The organism is Pseudooceanicola sp. (genome assembly GCF_029213205.1).
Taxonomy (GTDB): domain Bacteria; phylum Pseudomonadota; class Alphaproteobacteria; order Rhodobacterales; family Rhodobacteraceae; genus Pseudooceanicola.
Window position 1 is genome coordinate 1 of record NZ_JARGNH010000023.1, and the last position, 23,464, is coordinate 23,464.

At 62.4% G+C, this 23,464-nt stretch carries 25 protein-coding genes; 10 read left to right on the forward strand and 15 right to left on the reverse strand.

The genetic code is table 11. From position 1 onward, the window contains the following. Positions 1–50 precede the first annotated feature (50 nt). Together P1U48_RS14625 and P1U48_RS14630 are read right to left on the reverse strand one after the other, a co-directional pair. A complete protein-coding gene (locus P1U48_RS14625) occupies positions 51–392 on the reverse strand; it encodes an SH3 domain-containing protein (RefSeq protein WP_366142903.1) in 342 nt (113 codons plus the stop codon). Positions 393–1,241: 849 nt separating this feature from the next. Next, entirely contained in the window at positions 1,242–2,270 is a 1,029-nt protein-coding gene (locus tag P1U48_RS14630; RefSeq protein ID WP_301069920.1) for an NADP-dependent oxidoreductase, read from the reverse strand. A gap of 103 nt (positions 2,271–2,373) precedes the next feature. On the opposite strand from P1U48_RS14630, the gene smpB reads away from it, so the two are divergent. The 8 genes from smpB (at position 2,374) to P1U48_RS14670 (ending at position 7,729) form a co-directional block, all read left to right on the forward strand. After that, a complete protein-coding gene (smpB, locus tag P1U48_RS14635; RefSeq protein ID WP_301069922.1) occupies positions 2,374–2,847 on the forward strand; it encodes an SsrA-binding protein SmpB in 474 nt (157 codons plus the stop codon). A gap of 39 nt (positions 2,848–2,886) precedes the next feature. After that, on the forward strand, positions 2,887–3,528 hold the full coding sequence (locus P1U48_RS14640) for a ribonuclease D (protein WP_301069976.1): 642 nt from the start codon (positions 2,887–2,889) through the stop codon (positions 3,526–3,528). A gap of 9 nt (positions 3,529–3,537) precedes the next feature. After that, entirely contained in the window at positions 3,538–4,518 is a 981-nt protein-coding gene (locus P1U48_RS14645; RefSeq protein WP_301069924.1) for a KpsF/GutQ family sugar-phosphate isomerase, read from the forward strand. A 1-nt stretch (position 4,519) separates the two neighbouring features. Then, entirely contained in the window at positions 4,520–5,131 is a 612-nt protein-coding gene (gene lptC / locus P1U48_RS14650) for an LPS export ABC transporter periplasmic protein LptC (protein ID WP_301069977.1), read from the forward strand. Positions 5,132–5,133: 2 nt separating this feature from the next. Beyond that, on the forward strand, positions 5,134–5,637 hold the full coding sequence (gene lptA, locus P1U48_RS14655) for a lipopolysaccharide transport periplasmic protein LptA (protein WP_301069926.1): 504 nt from the start codon (positions 5,134–5,136) through the stop codon (positions 5,635–5,637). Then, a complete protein-coding gene (gene lptB / locus P1U48_RS14660; RefSeq protein ID WP_301069928.1) occupies positions 5,634–6,395 on the forward strand; it encodes an LPS export ABC transporter ATP-binding protein in 762 nt (253 codons plus the stop codon). Before lptA ends, lptB begins: the two co-directional genes overlap by 4 nt. A 243-nt stretch (positions 6,396–6,638) precedes the next feature. Further along, positions 6,639–7,208 (forward strand): ribosome-associated translation inhibitor RaiA, encoded by a 570-nt coding sequence (raiA, locus tag P1U48_RS14665; protein WP_301069930.1) that lies wholly within the window; start codon positions 6,639–6,641, stop codon positions 7,206–7,208. Between the two features lie 56 nt (positions 7,209–7,264). Further along, positions 7,265–7,729, forward strand: a complete 465-nt coding sequence (locus P1U48_RS14670; RefSeq protein WP_301069932.1) for a PTS sugar transporter subunit IIA — start codon at positions 7,265–7,267, stop codon at positions 7,727–7,729. A gap of 8 nt (positions 7,730–7,737) precedes the next feature. On the opposite strand, the gene P1U48_RS14675 is transcribed toward P1U48_RS14670, so the two are convergent. The 9 genes from P1U48_RS14675 to cysQ all read right to left on the reverse strand — a co-directional run bounded on the left by P1U48_RS14675 (position 7,738) and on the right by cysQ (position 18,036). Further along, complete coding sequence (locus P1U48_RS14675; protein WP_301069933.1) at positions 7,738–9,168, reverse strand: nodulation protein NodH; 1,431 nt, start codon at positions 9,166–9,168, stop codon at positions 7,738–7,740. Between the two features lie 6 nt (positions 9,169–9,174). After that, on the reverse strand, positions 9,175–10,875 hold the full coding sequence (locus P1U48_RS14680) for a beta-1,6-N-acetylglucosaminyltransferase (protein ID WP_301069934.1): 1,701 nt from the start codon (positions 10,873–10,875) through the stop codon (positions 9,175–9,177). A gap of 16 nt (positions 10,876–10,891) precedes the next feature. Further along, a complete protein-coding gene (locus tag P1U48_RS14685; RefSeq protein ID WP_301069935.1) occupies positions 10,892–11,878 on the reverse strand; it encodes a glycosyltransferase family 2 protein in 987 nt (328 codons plus the stop codon). Between the two features lie 73 nt (positions 11,879–11,951). Then, a complete protein-coding gene (locus P1U48_RS14690) occupies positions 11,952–13,175 on the reverse strand; it encodes a glycosyltransferase family 1 protein (protein ID WP_301069936.1) in 1,224 nt (407 codons plus the stop codon). Further along, entirely contained in the window at positions 13,165–14,148 is a 984-nt protein-coding gene (galE, locus tag P1U48_RS14695) for a UDP-glucose 4-epimerase GalE (RefSeq protein WP_301069937.1), read from the reverse strand. The genes P1U48_RS14690 and galE overlap by 11 nt, the downstream gene beginning before the upstream one ends. A gap of 8 nt (positions 14,149–14,156) precedes the next feature. Next, complete coding sequence (locus P1U48_RS14700; RefSeq protein ID WP_301069938.1) at positions 14,157–15,047, reverse strand: UTP--glucose-1-phosphate uridylyltransferase; 891 nt, start codon at positions 15,045–15,047, stop codon at positions 14,157–14,159. Positions 15,048–15,203: 156 nt separating this feature from the next. Continuing rightward, positions 15,204–16,442 carry a glycosyltransferase gene (locus P1U48_RS14705; RefSeq protein ID WP_301069939.1) on the reverse strand — a complete coding sequence of 413 codons (1,239 nt, stop codon included), beginning with the start codon at positions 16,440–16,442 and terminating at the stop codon, positions 15,204–15,206. Continuing rightward, entirely contained in the window at positions 16,439–17,239 is an 801-nt protein-coding gene (locus P1U48_RS14710) for a manno-octulosonate cytidylyltransferase (protein WP_301069940.1), read from the reverse strand. The genes P1U48_RS14705 and P1U48_RS14710 overlap by 4 nt, the downstream gene beginning before the upstream one ends. After that, on the reverse strand, positions 17,239–18,036 hold the full coding sequence (gene cysQ / locus P1U48_RS14715; protein WP_301069941.1) for a 3'(2'),5'-bisphosphate nucleotidase CysQ: 798 nt from the start codon (positions 18,034–18,036) through the stop codon (positions 17,239–17,241). The genes P1U48_RS14710 and cysQ overlap by 1 nt, the downstream gene beginning before the upstream one ends. A gap of 132 nt (positions 18,037–18,168) precedes the next feature. Between cysQ and P1U48_RS14720 the strand changes: the two genes are divergently transcribed. Together P1U48_RS14720 and P1U48_RS14725 are read left to right on the forward strand one after the other, a co-directional pair. Next, entirely contained in the window at positions 18,169–18,990 is an 822-nt protein-coding gene (locus P1U48_RS14720; RefSeq protein WP_301069942.1) for an ABC transporter permease, read from the forward strand. Further along, the gene (locus P1U48_RS14725; RefSeq protein ID WP_301069943.1) at positions 18,987–19,613 is read left to right on the forward strand and encodes an SH3 domain-containing protein; all 627 of its coding nucleotides are present in this window, start codon (positions 18,987–18,989) and stop codon (positions 19,611–19,613) included. The genes P1U48_RS14720 and P1U48_RS14725 overlap by 4 nt, the downstream gene beginning before the upstream one ends. Here P1U48_RS14725 and P1U48_RS14730 read toward each other — a convergent pair. The 4 genes from P1U48_RS14730 to lspA all read right to left on the reverse strand — a co-directional run bounded on the left by P1U48_RS14730 (position 19,610) and on the right by lspA (position 23,464). Further along, entirely contained in the window at positions 19,610–20,950 is a 1,341-nt protein-coding gene (locus P1U48_RS14730; protein WP_301069944.1) for a pitrilysin family protein, read from the reverse strand. The genes P1U48_RS14725 and P1U48_RS14730 overlap by 4 nt on opposite strands. Continuing rightward, positions 20,947–22,284 (reverse strand): pitrilysin family protein, encoded by a 1,338-nt coding sequence (locus P1U48_RS14735; protein ID WP_301069945.1) that lies wholly within the window; start codon positions 22,282–22,284, stop codon positions 20,947–20,949. The genes P1U48_RS14730 and P1U48_RS14735 overlap by 4 nt, the downstream gene beginning before the upstream one ends. 131 nt (positions 22,285–22,415) lie before the next feature. Beyond that, positions 22,416–22,943, reverse strand: coding sequence for a DUF3035 domain-containing protein (locus P1U48_RS14740; RefSeq protein WP_301069946.1), 528 nt, complete (start codon positions 22,941–22,943; stop codon positions 22,416–22,418). Positions 22,944–22,993: 50 nt separating this feature from the next. Next, the gene (gene lspA / locus P1U48_RS14745) at positions 22,994–23,464 is read right to left on the reverse strand and encodes a signal peptidase II (RefSeq protein ID WP_301069947.1); all 471 of its coding nucleotides are present in this window, start codon (positions 23,462–23,464) and stop codon (positions 22,994–22,996) included.

The following is a 23,464-nucleotide window of genomic DNA, read 5'->3' on the forward strand; positions in this document are numbered from 1 at the left end:
GGAATTACTTCACTGCTGCCGGATATGTCGCAGGTTAAAGGCGGGACGCTTTAATCAACGTTGCAACACCCGTAGAGCGTTTCAGATCCGCCGCCCATGGCAGGCGTGGTTTGGGTCAGTGATGTGATCGGGTCCGCACCGTTGATGAGCGACCTATAGCCCACCGTGCGATCCCCGGCGATGGTCAGGCTCCAGAACGGTTCTGTTCCGCGGCATGTGAGGCCCAGCGGGAAGCCGTTCACCGTCGTGCCGCCACCGCTTTCGGCAGCGCGGGTGAGATAGCCCATGTGAATATAGCCGACCTGGCCGTTGAGCGTGATCTGCCCCCAGTCGTCGGAGACACGGTTGGTGATGTTCACCACCGAATTGGGCGTCAGGCCACCGAGCCGCACGCGCGCGCAGTTCGGGGGAGGACTTGTTCGTGGTCTTGCTCATGAGGCCCCAACCCACTCAGGAGTTGGCGCCTCCGGCAAACTCGGGGCGGTTCAAAGCACTAAAGGCCTACGCGCGCATCGAAAACGCGATACGCGGCAGGCAATCACAATAGAATAAGCGGAAAATCGAATTGAAGTGCGGCGTAAGCTGCCCTTTTCTTGTTTGAGCACCACGGATCGCTGCGCAGCCTCATGTCAAGCCATGATGATGAGCCAATTCATCTCACACACTCTGCGGCCGACAAAAAGGCACGCAGATCGTAGCGGGGTGATGGGACCGACTTTGGGGAGAACACCGGGATGATCTCAGCCGGCAAAAAATGAAATCCATTTTTTGATCGCCGCCTCTTCGCACCATATCCCTTTAGGAAAGAGCCGAACTTACATCCGCGCCACTTAGCAGGTTGCTGAACGAGCCCTGCCTCGACAGGGCCTTGAGAACATGATTCACCCTTTGGGCCGCACCGACGGGGGTGAGGATGCGCGGGACGGACGAGACGAGCGGGCCGTGGTTCACTCTGACAATAGCCGCCAACCACCCCGCCAGACCACCCCCGTTTCGTGCCGCATGACGCGGAGAAACGGCCCGCGGGGCACATATCGAGCCGCCAAAGGGCATCGCGATCAGGCGAAACAGCCCTGACGCGGGGACAGCGTTCCTGATAAGGGACTGTTTCGGCACCCTGTTAAATGTGATTCACACGGGTCGGGAAATCCACTATTCTATTGGTGCGTTTGATCCATAAGGCCGAAAACATTCCCGCCGGAGGCAATGCGCCGCAGGCGCGCATTCAGATCAGGCGCGGTTCAAACATCCGACAACTTGACCACCTGCTTGCCGACATTGCCGCCCTTCAGCAGCGACATGAACGCGGCGGGTGCATTTTCCAGCCCCTCGGCCACGTCTTCGACATGGGCGATCTGCCCGGATTTCACCTTCGGCCCGACCTCGGCCAGGAATTCCGGGAAGCGTGAGACGTGATCGGTCTGCAACAGCCCTTGCACGGTCAGCCGGTTCACCAGGATCATCCGCCACAGCTTGCCCACCGGGAACGCGGCGGATTCATCGACCGCGCCGTTATACCAGGCAATCATGCCGCAGATGATCACCCGGCCATGCAGGTTCATCACCGGCAGCACCCCGCCCAGGGTCGGTCCACCGACATTTTCGAAATAGACGTCGATCCCGTCCGGGCATTCCGCCCGCAGCGCCGTGCCCATTGCCCGCGCGTCCTTGCCGCGGTGATCGATACAGGTGTCAAAGCCAAAGGTCTCGACCGCCATCCGGCACTTATCGGCACCGCCAGCGACACCGACAACCCGCAGCCCGGCCTGTTTCGCCAGCTGCCCGACCATCGAACCAACCGGCCCGGTGGCGGCGCCGACCACCAGGGTTTCCCCGGCTTTCAGCTTGCCATAGGCGGTGACCCCGGCCCAGGCGGTGAAGCCGGGCATGCCCAGCACCCCCAGCCCCGCCGACAGCGGTGCCAGGTCAGGGTCCCATTTCATGCAGGCATCACCATTGGCGACGCCGTGATCGGCCCAGCCAAAGCGCCCGACCGCGTAATCGCCAACCGCGAAACCGGGATGTTTCGAGGCGATGACCCGGCCAATGCCGCCGGCCTCCATGGTGCCGCCGATCGGCACCGGGCTGGCATAGCTTTTCACGTCATCCATGCGGCCGCGCATATAGGGGTCCAGTGACATATAGGCGACCTGCACCAGGATCTGGCCGTCGCGCGGGGTCGGCATCTCGGCCTCTTCCAGACGGAAGTTTTCGGCGGTTGGCGCCGCGCTTGGTCGACTCGCCAGAACGATACGTTTCAGTTTGCTCATGTGAACTTCTCCCTTTTCCTCAACCTATCGCAGCTGCGCGCCGTGCCAAGCTGAAAGGTCCGGCTTGGCGAGCCGCAACGAAGCTCCTATATGCAACAGCACCATGGCCAAGAACTCAGATACTCCCAATTACAAGGTGGTCGCCGAAAATCGGCGGGCGCGGTATGATTACGCGATCGAGGATGATGTCGAATGCGGCATGCTGCTGATGGGTTCCGAAGTGAAGAGCCTGCGCACCGGCCAAGCCAACATCGCCGAATCCTACGCCACTGTCGACAATGGCGAATTGTGGCTGGTGAATTCCTATTTCGCCCCCTATCCGCAGGCGATGTTCCCGCATGAGGAACGCCGCCGCCGCAAGCTGCTGGTCAACAAGCGGGAACTCGCCCGGATGTGGTCGGACACCCAGCGCAAGGGGATGACCCTGGTGCCGCTGGTGCTGTATTTCAATCACAAGGGCATGGCCAAGCTGAAGATCGGCATCGCCAAGGGCAAATCGGCGCCGGACAAGCGCGAGACCGCGGCCAAGCGCGACTGGAACCGGCAAAAGCAGCGGCTGCTCAAAGATCACGGCTGAGCCCTACGTTGCAACGGCATCCCTGCCGGGCTATGCCAGATCAGCAACCAGACCGAGGCATCCGAATTGACCAATCACCTTTATCAACATGACCTGCCCGATGGGCTTGATCTGGGTCCGGTGGTCGCCATCGACTGCGAAACCATGGGGCTGAACCCGATGCGCGACCGGCTGTGCCTGGTACAGATGTCGGGCGGCGACGGTCACAGCCATATCGTGCAGATCGCGGTCGGCCAGAGCGCCGCGCCGAACCTGTGCCGGATGCTGGCCGACCCGAACGTGTTGAAGCTGTTCCACTTCGGCCGGTTCGACATTGCCGCGATGTTTCACGCCTTTGGCACCCTGGCCGCGCCGGTCTATTGCACCAAGATCGCCAGCAAGCTGGTGCGCACCTACACCGACCGGCACGGGTTGAAGAACCTGACGCAAGAGCTGATCGGCGTTGATCTCTCCAAGGTCCAGCAATCCAGTGACTGGGGCGCTGAGACGCTGAGCCCGGCGCAGTTGGACTATGCCGCCTCGGATGTCCTTTACCTGCATCGTCTGCGCGAAGAGCTGGACATTCGGCTGGCCCGCGAGGGGCGCAGCGACCTGGCGCAATCCTGTTTCGATTTCCTGCCAACCCGGGCCCGGCTGGACCTGGCCGGCTGGCCCGAAACCGATATCTTCTCCCATAGCTGAGCCACAGCCATGACCGACCGCGCCGCCATCTTCCTGACCACCGCCCGCCGGGTCATCGGGATCGAGGCGGCGGCGCTGAACCTGCTGGAATCGGCGCTGGACGACAGCTTTGCCGAGGCGGTCGAGGTGATGCTGAACGCCAGGGGCCGGATCATCGTCTGCGGTATGGGCAAATCCGGCCATATCGCGCGCAAGATCGCGGCGACCCTGGCCTCGACCGGGACTCCGGCGCAATTCGTGCATCCGGCAGAGGCCAGCCATGGCGATCTGGGCATGGTGGCGCAGGGCGACGTGGCACTGATCCTGTCCAATTCCGGTGAAACCTCCGAGCTGGCGGATATTCTGGCCCATGCCAAACGGTTCCGCATCCCGGTGATTGGGGTGGCGGGCAATGCCAGCTCGACCCTGATGCAGCAATCGGATGTCGGCATCGTGCTGCCCGAGGCGGACGAGGCCTGTGGCACCGGTGTGGTGCCGACCTCGTCGACCACGATGGCGCTGGCCCTGGGCGACGCGCTGGCGGTGGCGCTGATGGAACAGCGCCAGTTCACCGCCGAACATTTCCGCGCCTTTCATCCCGGTGGCAAGCTTGGCGCGCAGTTGCGCCTGGTGCGCGACCTGATGCACCGGGGCGACGCCCTGCCGCTGGTCGCGGGCAGCGCCCCGATGAGTGATGTGCTGATCGAGATCAGCCAGAAAGGCTTTGGCGTTGCCGGGGTCACCGGCCCGGACGGGCGGCTGGCCGGGATCATCACCGATGGCGACCTCAGGCGGCATATGTCCGGCCTGCTGGATCACAGCGCCGCCGAGGTGATGACCGCGGATCCGCGCTTCATCAGCCCCGACGCCCTGGTCCAGGAGGCGGTGGCAACGATGAACGAACGCCGGATCACCTGCCTGTTTGTTGTCGACCAGTCACAGGACCCAGGATCGGGGCAGGCAATCGGGCTGATCCATATCCACGATTGCCTGCGCATCGGTCTTGGCTGACATGACGCTCAGGGATCGGCATTCGCGTGTGGTGGCCTGGCTCAGGGTGCTGCTGCCGCTCAGTGCGCTGACGATCCTCTCAACCCTGTTCCTGCTGTCGAGCAAGGTCGAACCGCCCAGCGATCTGCCGTTTGCCGAAGTCGGGCTTGAGGATCGCGCCCGGCGTCAGCAACTGACCCGGCCCAGCATTTCCGGCGCCACCGATCGCGGCGACCTGATCAAACTGACCGCCGACTCGGTGCGCCCGGATCCCGAGCGGCAGGAAATCGTCCATGTCAGCGGCGTCACGGCCCGGATCGACACTGTCGACGGCAGGGTGATCCGCCTGCGCGCAAACAGCGCGGAGATCAACCGCAGCACCCAGCGAGCCGAACTGCGTGGTGACGTGGTGGTCACCGCCTCGAACGGCTATGAGATCCACACCGACATGGCCCAGCTGGCCTTTGCCGCCCTCGATGCCTCGGCCTCCGGCGCGGTGCGCGCCACCGGGCCAGAGGGGCAATTGACCGCCGGTGGCATGCGCTTGACCTCGGACCCCACGACCAATGACATTCATTTGGTTTTCACCAACCGGGTGAAGCTGATATACGACGCCCAAAGTCCCAAGGAATGAGTATGGCCCTGGATATCCGATCCGCATTGCGGCACCTCGCCCTGATTGCCGCGCTGGCAGTGCCTGCGCCCGGCCTCGCCCAGGGGCCCAGCCTGGCGTTTGGCGACAATTCGGCGAATTCCGACGCCCCGGTCGAGGTCGAGGCCGACAGCCTGGCGATCAATCAATCCGATGGCACCGCCGAATTTTCCGGCAATGTGCTGATCCTTCAGGGCACGATGAAACTGACCGCCACCCGGGTTCTGGTCACCTATGCCGAGGATCAAAGCCGGGTGCAGAAACTCGAAGCCACCGGCGGCGTGGTGGTGGTCAGCGGCGCCGATGCCGCCGAATCCGACCGCGCCGATTACGATCTGGACCAACGCTCCATCGTGATGATCGGCAATGTGGTGATCGTGCAGGGCCCGAACACCCTGACCTCGGATCGGATGACCATCGACCTCGAGGCCGGCACCGCGCGCATGGACGGCCGGGTGCGCACCCTTCTGAAAACGGGTGACAAATGACCGACGCGCCGCAACTCCATGCCGTAGACGGCACCTCAGGTTTGCGCATCGTCAACCTGCGCAAGAGCTATCGCAAACGGGTGGTGATCCGCGACGTGTCCATCGATCTCGATCGGGGCGAGGTCGTCGCGCTGCTCGGTCCGAACGGCTGTGGCAAGACCACGACATTCTATTCCATCGCCGGTCTGGTGGTGCCCGAAGGCGGGCATGTACTGATAGACGGGCGCGAAGTCACCGGCCTGCCGATGTATCGCCGCGCCCGGCTCGGCATCGGCTATCTACCCCAGGAAATGTCGATCTTTCGCGGGCTGAATGTCGAAGACAATATTCTGGCGATTCTGGAAATTGCCCAGAAGGATGCGCACAAACGCCGTGAGCGTCTCGAAGAATTGCTGTCGGATTTTTCGATCGAACACCTGCGCCGCGCCCCGGCGCTGGCACTGTCGGGCGGCGAACGGCGGCGGGTGGAAATCGCACGTTGTCTGGCCGCCGACCCGAAATACCTGCTGCTCGACGAACCCTTTGCCGGGGTTGATCCGATCTCGGTCGCTGATATTCGGCATCTTGTCGCCGACCTCAAGAAACGCGGCATTGGGGTGCTGATCACCGATCACAATGTTCGCGAGACTCTGGAAATCGTCGATCGCGCCTATATCTTGCATGATGGCAAAGTGTTGATGTCGGGGTCGCCGTCCGAGGTTGTGGAAAATGAAAACGTGCGCCGGGTCTATCTTGGCGACAGTTTCCGCATTTCCTAACACCGTTGCACTCCATCAACCTGTCGCAAACGAAACCCTGCCGAATCCGTTGACAGGATGGTGGCATGTCGACTCAAATGGGACTATGACAGCCGCGTATCATGCCAGATGCCGCCGCACGACCGGACCAACCGGGACTGGTGGCTGCACCAATGACGGGTTGTTCAATCACGGCAATGCGGACTGACCGAAACCGGCGCCTGGCGCCCGGTCCCACCGAATTGCCCCTTGGAAGGAGTCGCCATGCGCTACCAGATCACCGGAAAACACATTGACGTTGGGGAAGCCCTGCAAACCCATGTTCAGACTGAATTGGGTGAGGTTGTCGGCAAATACGCCCAGCGTCCCATTGATGCGACCGTCGTTTTTTCCAAAAGCGCACATGAGTTCGTCTGCGAGGCGGTCGTGCACCTCAGTTCCGGCCTTACCGCGCAGGCCAAGGCCCATGCGACCGAGATCTATGCCGCCTTTGATGAGTGCAACGAAAAGATGGACAAGCAGCTGAGGCGCTACAAGCGGCGGCTGAAAGATCACCATGCCAAGCGCGACCAGCCGGTTGAACATCTTGAAGCGGCCTCGTATATCCTCGCCGCGGATCAGGAAGAGGGGGAATCGGACGCCCCTGACCTGCAACCGGTCATCGTGGCCGAGATGCAGACCCAGATCCCGTCGCTTTCCGTTGGTGAAGCGGTGATGCATATGGAATTGGCGGGCGCACCGGTCTTGGTGTTCCGTCAGCAAGGCAAGGACGGGTTGAACGTCGTATACCGCCGCGATGACGGCAATATCGGCTGGATCGACCCGCGCATGTGAAGCGTTAGCCCCGCCGTCAGGCGGGGCGGCCCCGCGGCAGAGCAGGACGGAAATTAATGGATCTTTCGCCACTACTGAAAGCCGAGGCCGTCAAGGTTATCGGGGCGGCTTCGAGCAAGAAGCGACTATTGCATGATCTCGGTGAATTGGCACAGACGGCACATGGGCTGGACTCCAGCCGGGTTGTCGAGGCGCTGATGGAACGCGAAAGCCTGGGCCCGACCGGTGTCGGGCATGGCGTGGCGCTGCCGCATGCGCGCCTGTCGGGGCTGAGCGACGTGACCGGCGCCTTCATTCTGCTGGAAAAGCCCGTCGATTTCGACAGTGTCGACCGGCAGCCGGTTGATCTGGTGTTTGCCCTGTTCGCACCCGAGGATTCAGGAGTCGAACACCTCAAAGCGCTGGCGCTTGTCTCGCGGACCTTTCGCGATCCGGGGATTTGCAAGAAGTTGCGCGCCAATGCCGATCCCGCAACAATCTATGCGATCCTGACCTCGGATCAGGGCGTTCAGGCCGCCTGAGCGGCCTCTCAGCCCATCCAGGCGTCAAACCCGAACATCATGTAATCACGCTGATAGACATCGGCGGTCCTTGCCTCGACCTCGGCATCGTAGAAGGCTGCGAGCGGGACAAACCCGCTGTCCGGTTCCGCTGTCGGAACCGGCGCATCAGGCCGACCGATGGCGGCGGCCAGATGCGGCAGCCCGGTGGTCATCTCGGACTCGCGCAGCACCCTATCGGGCAGCGCGAATTGCCCCATGCCTTCGAGCGTCGCGCTCTGGCTGGCCCAGCACGGGTCAATCCGGATCGAGGTCTGGCCGGCCAGGTTGGCCTTGACGAAATCCAGAAACGCCAGGAAAGCCGTCTTGTGCTGGCCAGCGTCCCAATCAGCGCCAGGCGCCTGGCCGGGAATCGGCAGTTTGTAGCGCTTGCGCAGGGTGCGCCGGATCTCGGTCAGGCTGCCCTCACCCGTCGCCAGAATCCGCTCGCAGAACGCCCGATGGGCACGGACGACCGGATGGCTGACGATGGTAAAGCTGCGGTGCCCCTTGTGCCGTCGCTTCCATTGCCGCAGATCCTTTTGCGACAGCCGGGTCTGCAACTGATCCTCGCCAACCCCGTCCAGCGCCGCCAGCCAGGCCCGCACCGCCGTCTCAGGGCCGGAGCGCACTGGCAGATACATTAGCGCGGAGTCAGCCGCGGCGACATAGGACGGCACCGCAGGGCCACGGCGCGGTTCGAAATTCGGGGTTCGCGACAGGTTGAACCGGTCGAGCCGGGCCAGCGCCTGCTCCATCTCCCGGAAATTGGTGACCTTGTCAGATACCGGCGCAGGGTTCTGGCGCTTCAGGCTCTGATCCAGCCCCTCGAGCCGGTCCGGCTGGCCCAGATAGGCCGCCAGCCCGTTCATCACGCTGACATCCTGAAGATCCTCATAGGCGACATAAAACGCGGTCTGGCCCGCGCGTTGCAGCGCATTCATCAGCTGCACCTGAAACGCCTGAAGCGCCTCGAGATGGGCCTCGAATTCGGCCGGATCAAAGGGAATGGCATCTTCTCTGCGACGTCGCACATCGGTCAGCTTCCACTGGCCGGTGGCCTGGGCGATCTTCCAGCTGACATAGCTGTCAACCGGGTTGCGGGTCAGCACGATCTTGGCGCAGCGCGGATCATTCACCACGATGTCGAACACCCGCGGGTCGTGGTCGTGGAAATAGCGGAACCCGCCCAGCCCGTCCGTGCGTTCGCGGATCGTCCGAATCAGCCGTTCGGGATTTGAATCGCGGATCTCCTGGGTGATCCCCAGAATCTCATCACGGTTCGGATAGCCGATGAAATGCGGATTGAACGCCTCGCCATGGCAGGTGATCCGGGGAAAGGCATTCAGGTTGGCCTCAAGAAAATTGGACCCGGTTCGCATTTCGGCAAACACGATGAAATAGTCGAATGGGCTGCTCATGTTCACTTACTTCTGCACCAGATAGGGTTTCGGTTTCTTGACGAGCCGGGGCATCGGATCGGGCGAGGACGGGAAATCACCCATCAGATAGGGGTGCATGCCCTGGTTTTTCAGGTTCTGCAGGAATTGGCCAAAGCCGGCCAGATCGACCATCTTCGGGGCCTCGGACAGGCGCCGATTTGACTGCACGCCCAGCTCTTCGATGATCATCTGCAACGGTTCCATCGGTGCCTCGATGAATTCCGCCATGGTCCAGATCCGCGACCGCGCCTTGGCATAAGGCGAGCGCAGGGCGTCGAGGAATTTCGATTCGACCTTTTGCAGCAGCGCCGCCTCGGCGCGAATTTCGCTGAAATTATTGTTGGAAAAGAACAGCGGCAGCGCCCAGGCCCCCGAGATCACCGCGATCTGCGCATTGGGATCCTTGGACAGCTCCCAGATGATGTCCTGATTGTCGCGCGGGCCGAACTGAAAACATTGCCGCTCGCCACGGGTCGACCAGATCAGATTGGTCAGAAAGGCGCGCGGGTTGTAATCGCGAATTTCGGCGCTGTCGGAAATCGCGCCGTTGATCACCTCTTGACCGCCGGCAAATTCGACCCGCTCCTGGCCAAAGAGATGGCCATGCACCCGCATCCCGGTCATCCGGTTCAGCCAGGGTTCAAAATCCTCAAACAGGTTGGCAAAGCCTTGGAACACCGCGTATTTGGCGCAGGTCGATCCATTTTCCCAGCCGGGATTGGGCCAGCGCGATTGCATGTAAAGGCCGGGGCGCCCCCGGGTCCGGCGATCGACGGCGCGGCTGAAAATCCGGTCAATCTTGCCGGGATTGGGCTCGGTTCGCTTCAAGGCGGATTCTGAATCTGTCAGAAACGCCCGATAAAGCCGCCCGGCGTTCGGCCAGATCTTGCGCGCCACGAAACAGTCAGAGCGACGCAGCAATTGCAGGTGGTCGTCATAGAAAATATGCGGCTTGCCCTGAAAGTCGAACTTGGACAGGGTCAGCGACCGGCTTTCGATATGTTGCGAATAGAGCCGCGCCAGGGTCTGGAAATAGCTTTCATCGGGGATCCAGACCCGGCGGAAATAGCGATCATAGGTCAGCCGATCCGGGTCTTCGAGGATCGCCGACAGGGTTTGACGGGTCAGGCACCACCATTGCGAACCCATATGCGGGGTGATGCCATTGGGCACCCTGCGGCGGAACCCGACCCGGCGCTGCAGGGCGACATAGCGGTCAAACAGAAAGCGGTGGTTCTTCCAGGAGAAGGGAAAGCGCAGGGTAAAGCGTTCGCTGTCCAGCCCGCCAACCGTCCAGGGCACATCGGCGGTGGTGGCGCTTTCGATGAAGTCGGTCTTGGGGCGGGCGGCGAGGTAATCGATCAGCTCTTGCACCGGGCGCAGCGGCAGGCACGAGCCCGAGGCCAGATAGACATGTCGGACCGCGGGAAATTCCTTCAGCATCAATTCCGACGCTTCCTGGGTCGCGGCGACGATACCCCAGGTGCCCCATTCGCAGCGGTGGCGCGGCGAAAACCGAATGATCGGCACATCCGACAGCGACTTCTTGAACGCCTTGAAGGTTTTGCGCGACACGTTGTCGTCGGCGTGAATGACAACAGGACACCCCGCCGCCGCCCAGTGACGGGCGACCTGCTCGGCCCTGTTCAGGGCGGTGTGGACCAGCATCACAATGCCGACTGTCACGTGGGCACCTCCGTGATCATGCCCAATTGCCCTTTGACATCAGCCCGAGGATCTCCAGCTGGCGCCAGTTGATGTATTTCTCTGACCAGCGGCACCACAATTCCGGGTTGTCGCGCAGGCTTTCGGCATAGGCGCGGTATTCGACCGAGGCCGCATAATGCTGTTTGCGCTCCAGCTCTTCGGCGGCCTTTTCGCTGAAGGTGTGCAGGAATTTCGTGTGCAACAGGATGCCGCTGGCCTTTTCGCCGCCCCATTCGTCATAGACCAGGTTCAGGCCACGCGGCAGCAGCATATGGGTCGAGCTGACATAGGCATATTTCCGGTCCCATTTGACCAATGGGATCTTGTTCAGCGCCGGGGCCTTTTCCGGAGTTTTGGGGAAAAACGCCCGCATCCGGGGGCCACCCTGAATCCACAGATTGCCGAATTTCTTGTTCCGGGAAATCGTGTAATTGCCCGCGTCGAACCAGGCGGCGATTTCCATCGGGTTCTGCCCGGCCTTGTAGGGCTGTTCGTCGATCCGGCCCTTGGGATACATATCCAGCAGCATCGCCGAGAACGACTTGATCGACGAGGCGTCCAGCCAGTCGGTCAGCGCCGACAGCGGCCTGGTGTCGCAAAACGGGTAGATCAGGAATTCATCCGGGTCGACAACCAGGGTCCAGTGGTTGTGGCCATAGCGCGATTGCAGCCAGTTCAGCCAATCGACACCAAAGCGCGCCCGCTTGTAGCCGCGCGTCGCCGACCAGACCGAGACATCTGGCTGATCGGCCAGGTACTCCAATGTGCCGTCGGTGCTGTCATTGTCGACCATCAGAAAATGCGAAACCCCGAGGTCGCGGTAGTAGCGCAGAAAGAACGGCAGACGGATTTTCTCGTTCCGCATGGTCGAGAACAACAGGATATCACGCTTGCGGATCTGTTCGGTGCGATCGGCCACGGCGGTCAATTCGCGGCGCTTGCGAAACGCACGTATCAGCCAGCGTTTCCGCTGGAGCCTCAAGCGATATGATTGCGCAAAGCTCACTGTCGCCCCGTCCGACCCCGGTCACGGCACCGGCTGGCGAATGCGGCTATCAGGTCAACATTAATACGATGTTGAAATGATCCCGCCAGCTGGGCGGAACAAAGCCGTTATTCAGGCCGATATCCGGTCGCGTTCCGTCTGCCTCTGCCAAATTTTTAATCTTCTTGACCCAAGGATATCTGTCCACAGGGCTCAGGTAAACGGGAATGTCCCCCAATACCTCGTGAAAAACCGGCAGGTCGGCACAAATTACAGGTGTTTGCAGGGCTGCGGCCTCGATCGGCGGCAATCCATAGCCTTCGGCGAAACTGGGTTGCAACAGCGCCCGCGCGCCCGCGACCAGGGCGGCCAGTTCCGGGTCCGACAGATCCGGGCATTCGCGGACCGGGCCATCCGCTGGCAGCGCGTCGAGCCGGGCAAAGACATCCTCGTTGCGCCAGCCGCGGGCGCCACAGATATAGAGCGTCGGCGGGATAGAGTCTTCTTTTGCAAGCTCCTCCCAGATATCCAGCAAAAGCGTGTGGTTCTTGCGCGGCTCGATGGTGCCGACGGCGACGAAATACGGGCCCTTCGGCGTGATGGCATTGGCCATCGGCGCAGGCAGGTCGACGCCGAGATGGGCGACCACACTGGCCGGGGCACGGATAGACCGACGCAACAGGGTGCGCTGAACATCCTGCCGGGTCTGTTCGGAATTGCAGATGATCAGGTCGGCCATCCGGCCCACCCGTTTCAGCATGTCGACAAACCGCCGGACCGTGCCTTCGCGCTGGAACTCCGGGAGATCGAGCGGGATCACATCGTGGATCATCACCGTGATCTGGGCATCGTCCAGCGCCCGCACCGCCGCCAACACCCGTTGGGTCAGGTTGGAATGGCCAACGTTCAGATAGGCGGTTCCGCTGGGCAGATGCCGGGCCAGCAGCCCGCGCAGCCCGGTGCGCCCGGCCCGCGCCACTGCCAACCGCCGCAGATCGGTGTCGGCCCGACGCTGGGCAATGGTCAGCCGCCGCCCGAGCCGGGAAATCAGATCCATATTGCCCCAGTCGGTCACGCCGTCGATGCGCGCCAGCAGCCCAGCCAGCCCCGCCCGATCCAGCAGCGCGTAACCGGCCACCACCCGCGCCAAACCGAACACCGGCACATCCAGCGTGAGCAGATGCGCAAGATACGCGCGTTCGACCCGGTCAACCCCGGTCAACCGGCGTCCAGCGCGGCTGGCCAGCCGGGTGACATCCAGCAAACGGGCGGAGGGCGGTGTCTTATCGGTCATAATGACCTGTCTGATGCCAATGCCAGGCATTTGCAATCATCTGTGCCAGGGTCGAGCGATGCGGAACCCAGCCCAGTTCCGCCAGGGCGCGGGTCGATCCCGAGACCAGCCTTGTGCAATCGCCGGGGCGGCGCGGCCCTTCGGAATAGGGCACTTCGCGATTGGTCACCACTCGCGATTGTTCGATCACCTCGCGCACCGAAAATCCGGTGCCGCTGCCCAGATTGTACACCCGGCTCGGCGCGCCCGCCAGCAGCCGGTCGAGCCCCAGGAGATGGGCATCAACCAGGTCGCAGACATGCACATAATCGCGGATACAGGTGCCATCCGGGGTGTCGTAATCGGTGCCATGAATGGTCAGCGCCGGGCGCTGGCCGTCAATCGCCTCAAGCATCACCGGAATCAGATGGGTTTCCGGCCGGTGGTGTTCGCCGATCTCACCCTCGGGATCGGCGCCGGCCACGTTGAAGTAGCGAAAGATCACATGCCGCAGCCCATGTGCCGCCTCGAAATCGCGCAGGATCTCTTCGATCGCCCGTTTGGACGAGCCATAGGCGTTGACCGGCAATTGCGCGCTGTCCTCGTCCAGCATCACATTGTCCTGCTCGCCATAGGTCGCGCAGGTCGAGGAAAACACGAAACGCGTGCACCCCGCCGCCACCGCCGCCTGAATCAGGGTCAGCGAGCCGCTGACATTGTTGTGCCAATAGCGCCCTGGCTCCTGCATCGCCTCGCCAACCTGGCTGAGGGCGGCGAAATGCATCACCGCATCGGGCCGATGCTTGGCAAAGACCGCGTCAAGGCGGGCGCGGTCGGTCAGATCGCCCTCTTCAAGCGGGCCGAATTTTACCGCGTCACGCCAGCCGGTGACGAAATTATCAAAGGTGACGGGCAGGTGTCCGGCGGTTTTCAGGGCTTTACAGGCATGCGATCCTATGTAGCCCGCACCGCCAGTGACAAGAACTACGGCCATGCTGTGTCCTATTGTGCGGCTTTGTCGACGTGCATGATCGCGCGCAGATACACTGACAATTCATCGCGCAGATCTTCGCGCGCCAGGCCAAAGGCGACGGTCGCCTGCAGGAACCCGGCCTTTGAACCACAGTCAAAGCGTTCGCCCTGAAACCGGTAGCCATAGACCGGGCGGCCTTCGGTGATTTCCTGCGCGATGGCATCGGTCAGCTGGATTTCGCCATTGGCTCCGGCGCTTTTCTTGTTCAGGTTCTTCAGCACCTCGGGCATCAGCAGATAACGCCCGATCACCGCCAGGTTCGACGGCGGGTCTTGTTTCGGCTTTTCGACCATGCCCTTGACCGCGACCAGGTTGCCCTGCTCACTTTCAATGTCGAGCATGCCGTAATTGCTGGCCTTTTCGGCGGGCACTTCCATCGCGGCGACCATATTGCCGGGATTTTCCTCGAAGGCTTCGATCATCTGTTGCAGACAGGGTTTGTCGGCGGCGATCACGTCATCGGGCAGGATGACCGCAAAGGGTTCGTTGCCCATCAGCCGCCGGGCGCACCACACCGCATGACCCAAGCCCAGCGGCTTGTGCTGACGGATATAGGCGATGGCGCCGCTGTCCATATTGGTGGTTTTCAGGACCTCAAGGATTTCCTTTTTGTCCTTCCTGCGCAGCTCTGCCTCAAGCTGCGGGTTGTGGTCAAAGTAGTCCTCAAGCGCGCTTTTGCCGCGCGAGGTGACAAAGATGAATTCCCTGATCCCGGCCGCACGGGCCTCATCGATGGCGTATTGGATCAGCGGACGGTCGACCAAGGTCATGATTTCCTTGGGAACAGCCTTGGTGGCCGGCAAAAACCTCGTACCCAGGCCCGCGACCGGAAAAATCGCTTTGGTAATCTTGTTTCGCATAACGCCCCTCAAAATGCCTCTCAAAACCGCACTGCATCCAGCGTTCAAATTGGTTGCGTCATCTTTAACATCCCCAAGAAGGCGACAAAATGACAATCCGGGGCGCAGTTATGTTTCCGACAGGATGTGCGGGAAATTTGCACGAAATCGAGCAGTTCAACCAGTGCCGAGCCGTTGATGCACGTTGCGAGCGATCTCACGCTTCAACCTGCGCGAAAATGTCGTCAGGTGGAATAGCCTCTGATCACGCTCGCTGCGCCCCCAGAGCCCACCGCGTTGTTCCCAGACCGCATCAGGGGTGAAGCGCAGCTTGTGCGCGAGCCCCGTGCGCGAAAACAGGTAAAGCGACACGATTTCACCCTGCGCCGCAGCCTGCCGCGCCGCAGCGCGATGACGGCGGCGGAACAGATGGCGGCCGCCGATTTCGCGGTGGCGCCCGTCCACCCGGCTGTCAAACGGCAGGAACCAATGCGGGGCATGCGGGATCGGCGGCATTGGCGAGGCCGGGCGCGCGCGCCCGTCGGCAATGCCTTTCTCAAGACCATCCATCAGCCGCGCCACATCGCGTGGTTCGATCCGCCCGTCGACCATATAGGCCAGCAGCGCCTGCCGCTGGGTCTGGCGCAACCGGTCCAGAACCGTCGCATGTTCACTGGCCGGGCAATGCTTGGCCAGAAACACCGCGGTGCTGGCGCCCACATCGAACAGGTCCAGCGGTGCGCGGTGCCGGGCCCGGCGCGGGCTTTCGGCATAGGCGTGGTGCACCTCGGCCAGCGGCACGATGGCAGTGCTGTGCCCGGCCAGCATCAGCCGCATGTTGAGGTCGGTTTCATCCAGATAGAATCGGAACGCCGGATCGAACCCGCCGATTTCGGCCAGCACTGAACGGCGGAACGCCATATTGGTGCCTTCGGTCTTGATCGCCCGCCCGCCAGACGGGGTCAGCAGCACCGGCGCGGTGCCGGGCAGCGTCAAGGGCTGCGCCGCGCCGCTGTGATCGACGCTGCGCGCCGCCCATTGGTAACTGATGCCGTTGCGGCCCCGCACGAACCCGCCAACCGCCGCCGCCTCGGGCCAGAGAAACCCCTGAATCAGATGGTTCAGCCAGGCCGGTTCCGGCACCGCATCGTCGTCGACAAAGGCAACGATATCGCCTGCCGCTTCGGCGATGCCGCGGTTGCGCGCGGCCGAGATGTTGGCCTCGTCATAGGCGACCAGCTTGACCTCATCCGCCAGCCCGGTCGCCTGCACGGCGGCCAACCCGGCAGGTTCCGCAACCACGACGATTTCGTATGGCGCATAGAGCAGACGCGACAGCCCCAGCAGGCAGATCGGCAAGCGTTCAGGCCGCCCACGGCTGACCACAACAATGCTGACGGTCGGCGCTTCGCTCATGCCATGCCCATCGCGGCCATCATCGCCTCGACCCGGGGCACGTCTTCGGGGTTGTTGACCTCCCAAAAGGCGCGGCCCTGGGGCGAGACTTCGACACAGAGGATGGCATGACCGTTTTCCAGGAACCGCAATTGCTCAAGCCCTTCCAGCGCCTCAAGCGGGCCCGGCGTCCAGGTCGGGTAATCGGCCAGCGCGTCGGGGCGAAAGGCATAGACCCCGACATGGTGGAACACCGGGGTCGGCGCGGCATCGGCATAGCTCTGCGGGGTGTAGGGAATCACCTCTTTCGAGAAATACAGCGCCCGGTGTGCGCCATCGAACACCGCTGTGGTGCCGCCGACCCGCCCGGCACGCCGATCCGCCAGCAGCCCGGCCAGCGCCGCACCGTCACAGCACAACACCGGGGTTGCCATGGCGGTGCCGGGATCGGCGCGCAGACCGGCAATCAGATCGGCAACGAACCAGGGCGGCGTCAACGGTGCATCACCCTGGAAATTCACCACGATATCGTAACCGCCGCCCAGCACCTCATGCGCCTCGGCCACCCGTTCGGTGCCGTTCCCACAGGTTGAGGAGGTCATCACCACCTCGCCGCCAAATGCCGCCGCCGCATCGCGAATACGCGCGTCATCGGTGGCGATCACCACCCGGTCGACACCGGCAATCGCCTGCGCCGCCTCCCATGACCGGCGGATCAGCGATTTCGCCTGTCCCTCCGCCCCGGTCAGCGCCACCAGCGGCTTGCCGGGAAAGCGCGACGAGGCATAGCGCGCCGGAATGACGACCAGAACCGACATCAGGCCGGTTTCAGCACAACGCCAGGCGCGCAGGCGATGAAGAACGGGTTGGCATAGCCCGGTTTGCCATAGGTCAGCGGCGTGTGATCATCAAACCGCAGCACCTGGCCACCGGCGCCGGTCAGCACCGCGTGGCCTGCGGCGGTGTCCCATTCCATTGTGCGCCCGACGCGCGGATAGAGATCAGCCTCGCCGGTGGCGACCAGACAGAATTTCAGCGAGGACCCGGCGCTTTTCAGGTCCTTGACCTGGTATTTCCCGATGTAATCGTCGGTCGCCTGATCGCGGTGGCTTTTCGAGGCGACGATCAGCAGCGCGGCGTTGTCCGGGTCCGACACCTTGATTGCCCGGGTCGCGCCACGCACGGCGGGGTCAAAGGGACCGTCCTCTTCGACGGTCGAGCCATCGGCGAGCGTATAGAACATCCGCGCGCGCGCCGGGGCATAGACCACGCCACGGGTCGGCAGGCCGGATTCGACATAGGCGATGTTGACGGTGAAATCGCCGCGCCGGTTGACGAATTCCTTGGTCCCGTCCAGCGGGTCGACGATCAGAAAGCTGCGCGCCTGCAGCTCATGCGTCGCCGATTGCTCTTCGGTGATCAGCGCCACATCCGGGAACGCGGCGCGCAACCCGGCAGAAATCAGCGCATCGGCAGCCTCATCCGCCTCGGTCACCGGACTGTTGTCGGATTTGGTTTTCACCTCAAAATCGTCGGTGTCATAGATTTCCATGATTTTTTCGCCCGCCTCGATGGCAAGGCGTCGCATCACAGACACAAGCTGTTCGAAATCCAATGAATTCTCCTTGATGTTGGCCCTCTGGGCCGCGCGGCGTTTGAAAACAGGTGCGCCGCAAGTTATGGTCAAAGTTAAACAGAACGGCAACATTTGCCTGTCACACCGGCAGGGTTGTCCAGGGCCGCACATATGTTTGAGCAGAACACCCCCTCCACCACGCTACAGTCGGCGCTTCAGCATTTCGAGCTGATCTATCATTCCATCGTCCGCGATGTTCGCAAGACTCATGGCAATGCGCTGGTGTCGATCCTGCTGAACATGATCCAGGCGGTGATGTTCGTGGTCGCCTTTTATGTGATGTTCTCGGTGCTCGGGCTGCGCTCCTCGGCGGTGCGGGGGGATTTCCTGCTCTATATCATGTCCGGGATTTTCCTGTTCATGACCCATACCAAGACGATGGGGGCAGTGGCCGGATCCGAGGGGCCGAATTCCCCGATGATGAAACACGCGACGATGAACACGCTGATCGCGATCCTGTCGGCGGCGCTGGGCACGCTTTATATCCAGGTCCTGTCCCTGGTGGCGATCCTGTTCATCTATGATGTGGTGTTCACACCGATCACCATCGAGGATCCGATTGGTGCCTTTGGGTGTCTGCTGATTTCCTGGTTCACCGGCGGCGCCATCGGGGTGATGCTGCTGGCGCTGAAGCCCTGGTTTCCGCGGATGGTGGGGATCGTGGTGACCATCTATCAGCGCGCCAATATGATCGCCTCGGGCAAGATGTTTCTGGCCAACACCCTGCCCGGCTACATGCTGGCGATGTTTGACTGGAACCCGCTGTTTCACTGCATCGATCAGGCGCGCGGCTATGTCTTCATCAACTATTTCCCGCGCTACACCAATCTGGAATACCCGCTTCTGTTGGGGCTGGTGTTTATCATGCTGGGGATGATGGGCGAATTCTATACCCGCCGCCATGCCTCGGTCAGCTGGTCGGCGCGGCGGTGATCCGGCGCAGGCGACTGGCGCTGCTGGTCGCTCTGGCCGCGAGTCCGGTCGCCGCAACCGAGGATCAGTTTCCGGCGCTTTACGATGTGCAGCATGTCGCCAGCATCGACGTGTTGAACCTGCGCGAATACCCCAACGCCAGCGCCCCGGTGATCGCCGCATTGGCACCTGATGCCCACGATATCGAAGTGGTCGAGGCTGGCCCGAATGGCCGCTGGGGCCGGGTGAATATCAATGGGGTCAGCGGCTGGGCATCGCTGCGCTATCTGCGCCGCCACCCCGATGCCGGGATCAGTCGGGTTCCAGACATTGCCCGCTGTGGCGGAACCGAGCCGTTCTGGGGGCTGCGTCGTAGCGGCACCGGCTATGTCTTTGACGCGCCAGAGATTGATGAAACCCGGTTCACCCGCGATTGGCGCGGCACCGCATTGGGCCGGTCGGACCGGTTCGCGATGACCCTGCACTCCCAGCGCGCCAGCATCGGCGAAGGCGTGGCGGTGATCGCCCGGGCCAGCTGCAGCGACGGGATGTCAGGCTATCTCTTTGGGCTGACGATCGATCTGTTCCTGAACGGAACAAGCGGCGAGACCCTCTATTCCGGCTGTTGCAGCCTGCAACCCTAGTCGGCTGTCGCTGGCAGCCCCTCAGGCTTGCCAGTCACCACAAAGGTCAGCGCCTCCGGATCCATCAGGCTGGCGGCCACCCGGTTCACCTGCTCAAGCGTCACCGCATTCACCCGGTCATTGCGGGTCGCGGCATAGTCGATTGGCATCCCGGACAATTGCATGCTGGCAATGATATTGGCGATCGGTCCGTTGCCGTCAAAGCGCAGCGGATAGGCCCCGGTCATGTATTTCTTGGCCGCCTCCAGCCGCTCTGCGCTCACCCCGTTGGCGGCGATGCGTGCCCATTCGGCGCGGATGACCGCAATGGTTTCGGCAACCCGGTCATTGGCGGATGAGACCGATCCGACCCAAACCTTGGCCTCGTCCTTGTCCAGAAGATACGCATAGACGCCATAGGTCAGCCCGCGCTTTTCACGCACCTCCTGCATCAGCACGCTTTCAAACCCACCACCGCCAATGATGGTGTTCAGCAGATAGGCGGCAAAGAAATCGGGATCGTCCTGGGACATGCCCGGCTGGCCGAACCGGACCACCGATTGCGGCGTGTCGAACTCGACGACATGGGTGCCGCCATCGAAATGCAGCGCCGCCTCACCCGGCAGGGCCGGGCCGGATTGCGGCAGATCGGCGAGCAGCGAATCGAGCAGGGTCGAAAGCTCCTCAGCCGTGATGTCACCGACGACGCCGACGAACAGCCGGTCGCGCACCAGCGCGTTTTTCCAGGCGGTGACCAGATCGTCGCGGGTCAGCCCGGCGACGCTGTCCAGATCGCCCTGCCCCGGCGTGGCATAGGGGTGGTCCTGATAGATCCGGGCGGCAAAGGCACTGCTGGCGATCTCATCCGGGTCGGTCAGATCAGATTTGATCCCTGACACCACCTGCGCGCGCACCCGCTCGATTGCCTCCGGGTCAAAACGCGGCGCGACCAGGGATTGGCGCAGCAGCTCGATCGCCGCATCGCGATTTTCGCTCAGGAATTTGGCTGAAACGGCAAGGGTGTCGTCATAGACGTCATAATGGAACGAAGCGGCCAGGTTTTCGACGGCGCGGGTGAAATCGCGCGCCCCCAGATCACCGGCGCCTTCTTCCAGCAGCCCGGTCATCAGATTGGTGGCGCCGCGCTTGCCCGGTTGGTCAAGCGAGGTGCCGCCGCGAAACCGCAACTCAAGCGCGGTGAAGGGGATCGAATGCTCCTCGACCAGCCAGGCGGTGATGCCGCCGGGTGTGGTGACCTCCTGGATGGCGACTTCGGCACGGACGGGCAGCGCCAAGATCAGGCCCAGAAACAGACCCCGGGTCAGGCCCCGAGCCAGGGTAGCGACAAAGCGGGTCATTGGGTCATCTCCTCGGTCATCAGCCAGCCGGTCACCGATTTTTCCGGATCGAACACCATGCGTGCGGCCTCGAGGATGTCCTCGGCGGTGACCGCGTCCAGCAGCTCCGGCCAATCCTGCACATCCTTGACCGTCAGCCCCTGCGCCAGCGCCGCGCCATAGCGGTTGGCAATCGAGGCGACATCGTCACGGGCATAGATTTCCGAGGCATGGATCTGCATCTTGATCCGGGCCAGCTGTTCGGCGTCCACCCCCTCTTGCATGAATTCGGCAATCGCCTGATCCAGCGCCGCTTCGGCCTGTTCCAGGCTGACACCCTCGGCGGGCACGATGTAGACGCCAAAGGTGGTGTCATCCAGCGACATGCCGGAATAATAGGCCGAGGCATATAGCGCCTGCTTGGTCCCGAATTGCAATTTCTCGCTCAGAACCGAGGCCTGACCGCCGCCAAGGATCTCTGCCAGCATGGTCAACGCGGCCGCCTGGGTCTGATCGCCCGCGTCGCGTTCCGGCGCCAGGTAAGAGCGGATGACATAGGGCTGCGCCACCCGCGGGTCACGAAAGGTGATGCGCCGGGCGCCAGTCTGCGGCGGCTCTTGCGGGCGGACGCGTTCGGGCAGCGCGGTATTCGGCGGCAGCGCCCCGTAATATTGTTCGGCCAGGGTGCGCACCCCGTTCGGGGTTACATCGCCCGCAACCACCAGGATCGCGTTGTTGGGGGTGTAAAAGCGCTGGTAATAGGCCATCGCATCGGCCAGCGACAGCTGTTCCATCTCGTGTTTCCAGCCGATCACCGGCACGCCATAGCGATGGTTGAGGAATTGCGCCGCATTGGCCTGTTCACGATAGAGCGCCCCGGCGTTGTTTTCGGTGCGCTGGTTGCGCTCTTCGATGATCACATCCCGTTCGGTAGCGATATCGCTTTCGTCGAGGCGCAGATTGACCATTCGGTCGCTTTCCATCCGCATCATCAGTTCCAGCCGGTCGGCGGCGACGCGTTGGTGGTAGGCGGTGTAATCGAAACTGGTAAAGGCATTGTCGGTGCCGCCGTTTTCGGCCACCACCTTGGAAAACTCGCCCGGCGCCAGGGTATCGGTGCCCTTGAACAGCAGGTGCTCAAGGAAATGTGCCACCCCTGAGACGCCCGGCGTCTCATCCGCCGATCCGGCACGGTACCAGACCATATGGACGACGACCGGGGCACGGTGGTCTTCGACGACGATCACATCCATACCGTTGGACAGGGTAAAACTGGTGACCAGATCGCGGACACCTTCAGCCCTGAGCGGCAGGGCGGCGGCCAGAATCAGCGCTACGGCGGCAAAAAGCTTCATCGACGATCCTTTAAGCAGAGGGCCTTTCAGCGAGAGGCCTTTGGGCAGAGGGAAACAGACGTGCAGTCAGCAAGATACGCCGATCGCAGCACGCCGCAACCGGTCTGACAACCTTGTGACAAAAGCGGAGATCAGCGTTCGCGCGGCGGGGCTGTCGGTGTCGGTGCTCCGGCACGACGATAGCGGTTGGCAATGGTCTGCGGGTCCAGAATCTCGCGCCGGTAGGCGTGATAATAGCGGTCGACCTTGAACAGGCGGATCTTGGTGAAACGCGACTGGCGACTGCGGAAATCCTCGTCCTCTTTGGCCAGGGTCGCGCGGATCGCCGGATCGCGGCCCTGCCGCGAGGCGTAATTGACCAACGCGCCTTCGCTGCTGGGCACGCCGCTGGGATCCAGCGCCGAGGCGCGGCCACCGAGGGCGGCGACGGCGTCTTTCTTCGGTGTCAGATCGGCCCGGTTGCCGCCGCCCGGCGTCGGTTCCGGCAGGCTGGCATAGCTTGTCGGTTTTTCCAGCGGCCGGGACGGCAGGATCGCGAATTCCTCGGGGCCGCCGACGTTCTGGAACGACCGCATCGAAATATCGCGTTCGCGGTCCGAGCCGCTACAAGCTGCCAGCGCGGGCAGGCAGAGAAGGATCAGCAGGCGCAGCGGCTTCATCATGGGCTCCGTCGTCATTCGCTTTAGTTTACCTTATCCTGATCGCGCCGTCACCCGGCCTTTTTCTCGGCCGGGACCAGGATCAGCGCCACGGCGCCGAAAAAGATCGCGATGTCGGCGACATTGAACGCATAGGGGTTTTCAAAGCCGCAGCAGGACATGTTCAGAAAATCCGCAACCGCGCCATAGACCAGCCGATCGATGACATTGCCCAGCGCCCCGCCGATCAGCAATCCGGCAGCGATCATGCCAGCCGGACGTGGTCGTTCGCGGTAGGCCCACCAGAACACCCCGGCGCTGATCACGATGGCGATGCCAATCAGCAGCCATTTCATCAGGGTGCCATGGTCTGACAACAGCCCGAAATTCATGCCCTGGTTCCAGGCCATGCGAAAGTTCAACAGCGGCGGCAGCACGTCGATTTCGCCCCGGTCACGCAGATTCAGCCCGTGCACGACCAGCGCCTTGCTCGCCTGATCGGCAAGCAGGGTCCAGAACGCCGTGAGAAACAGAACCCGCAC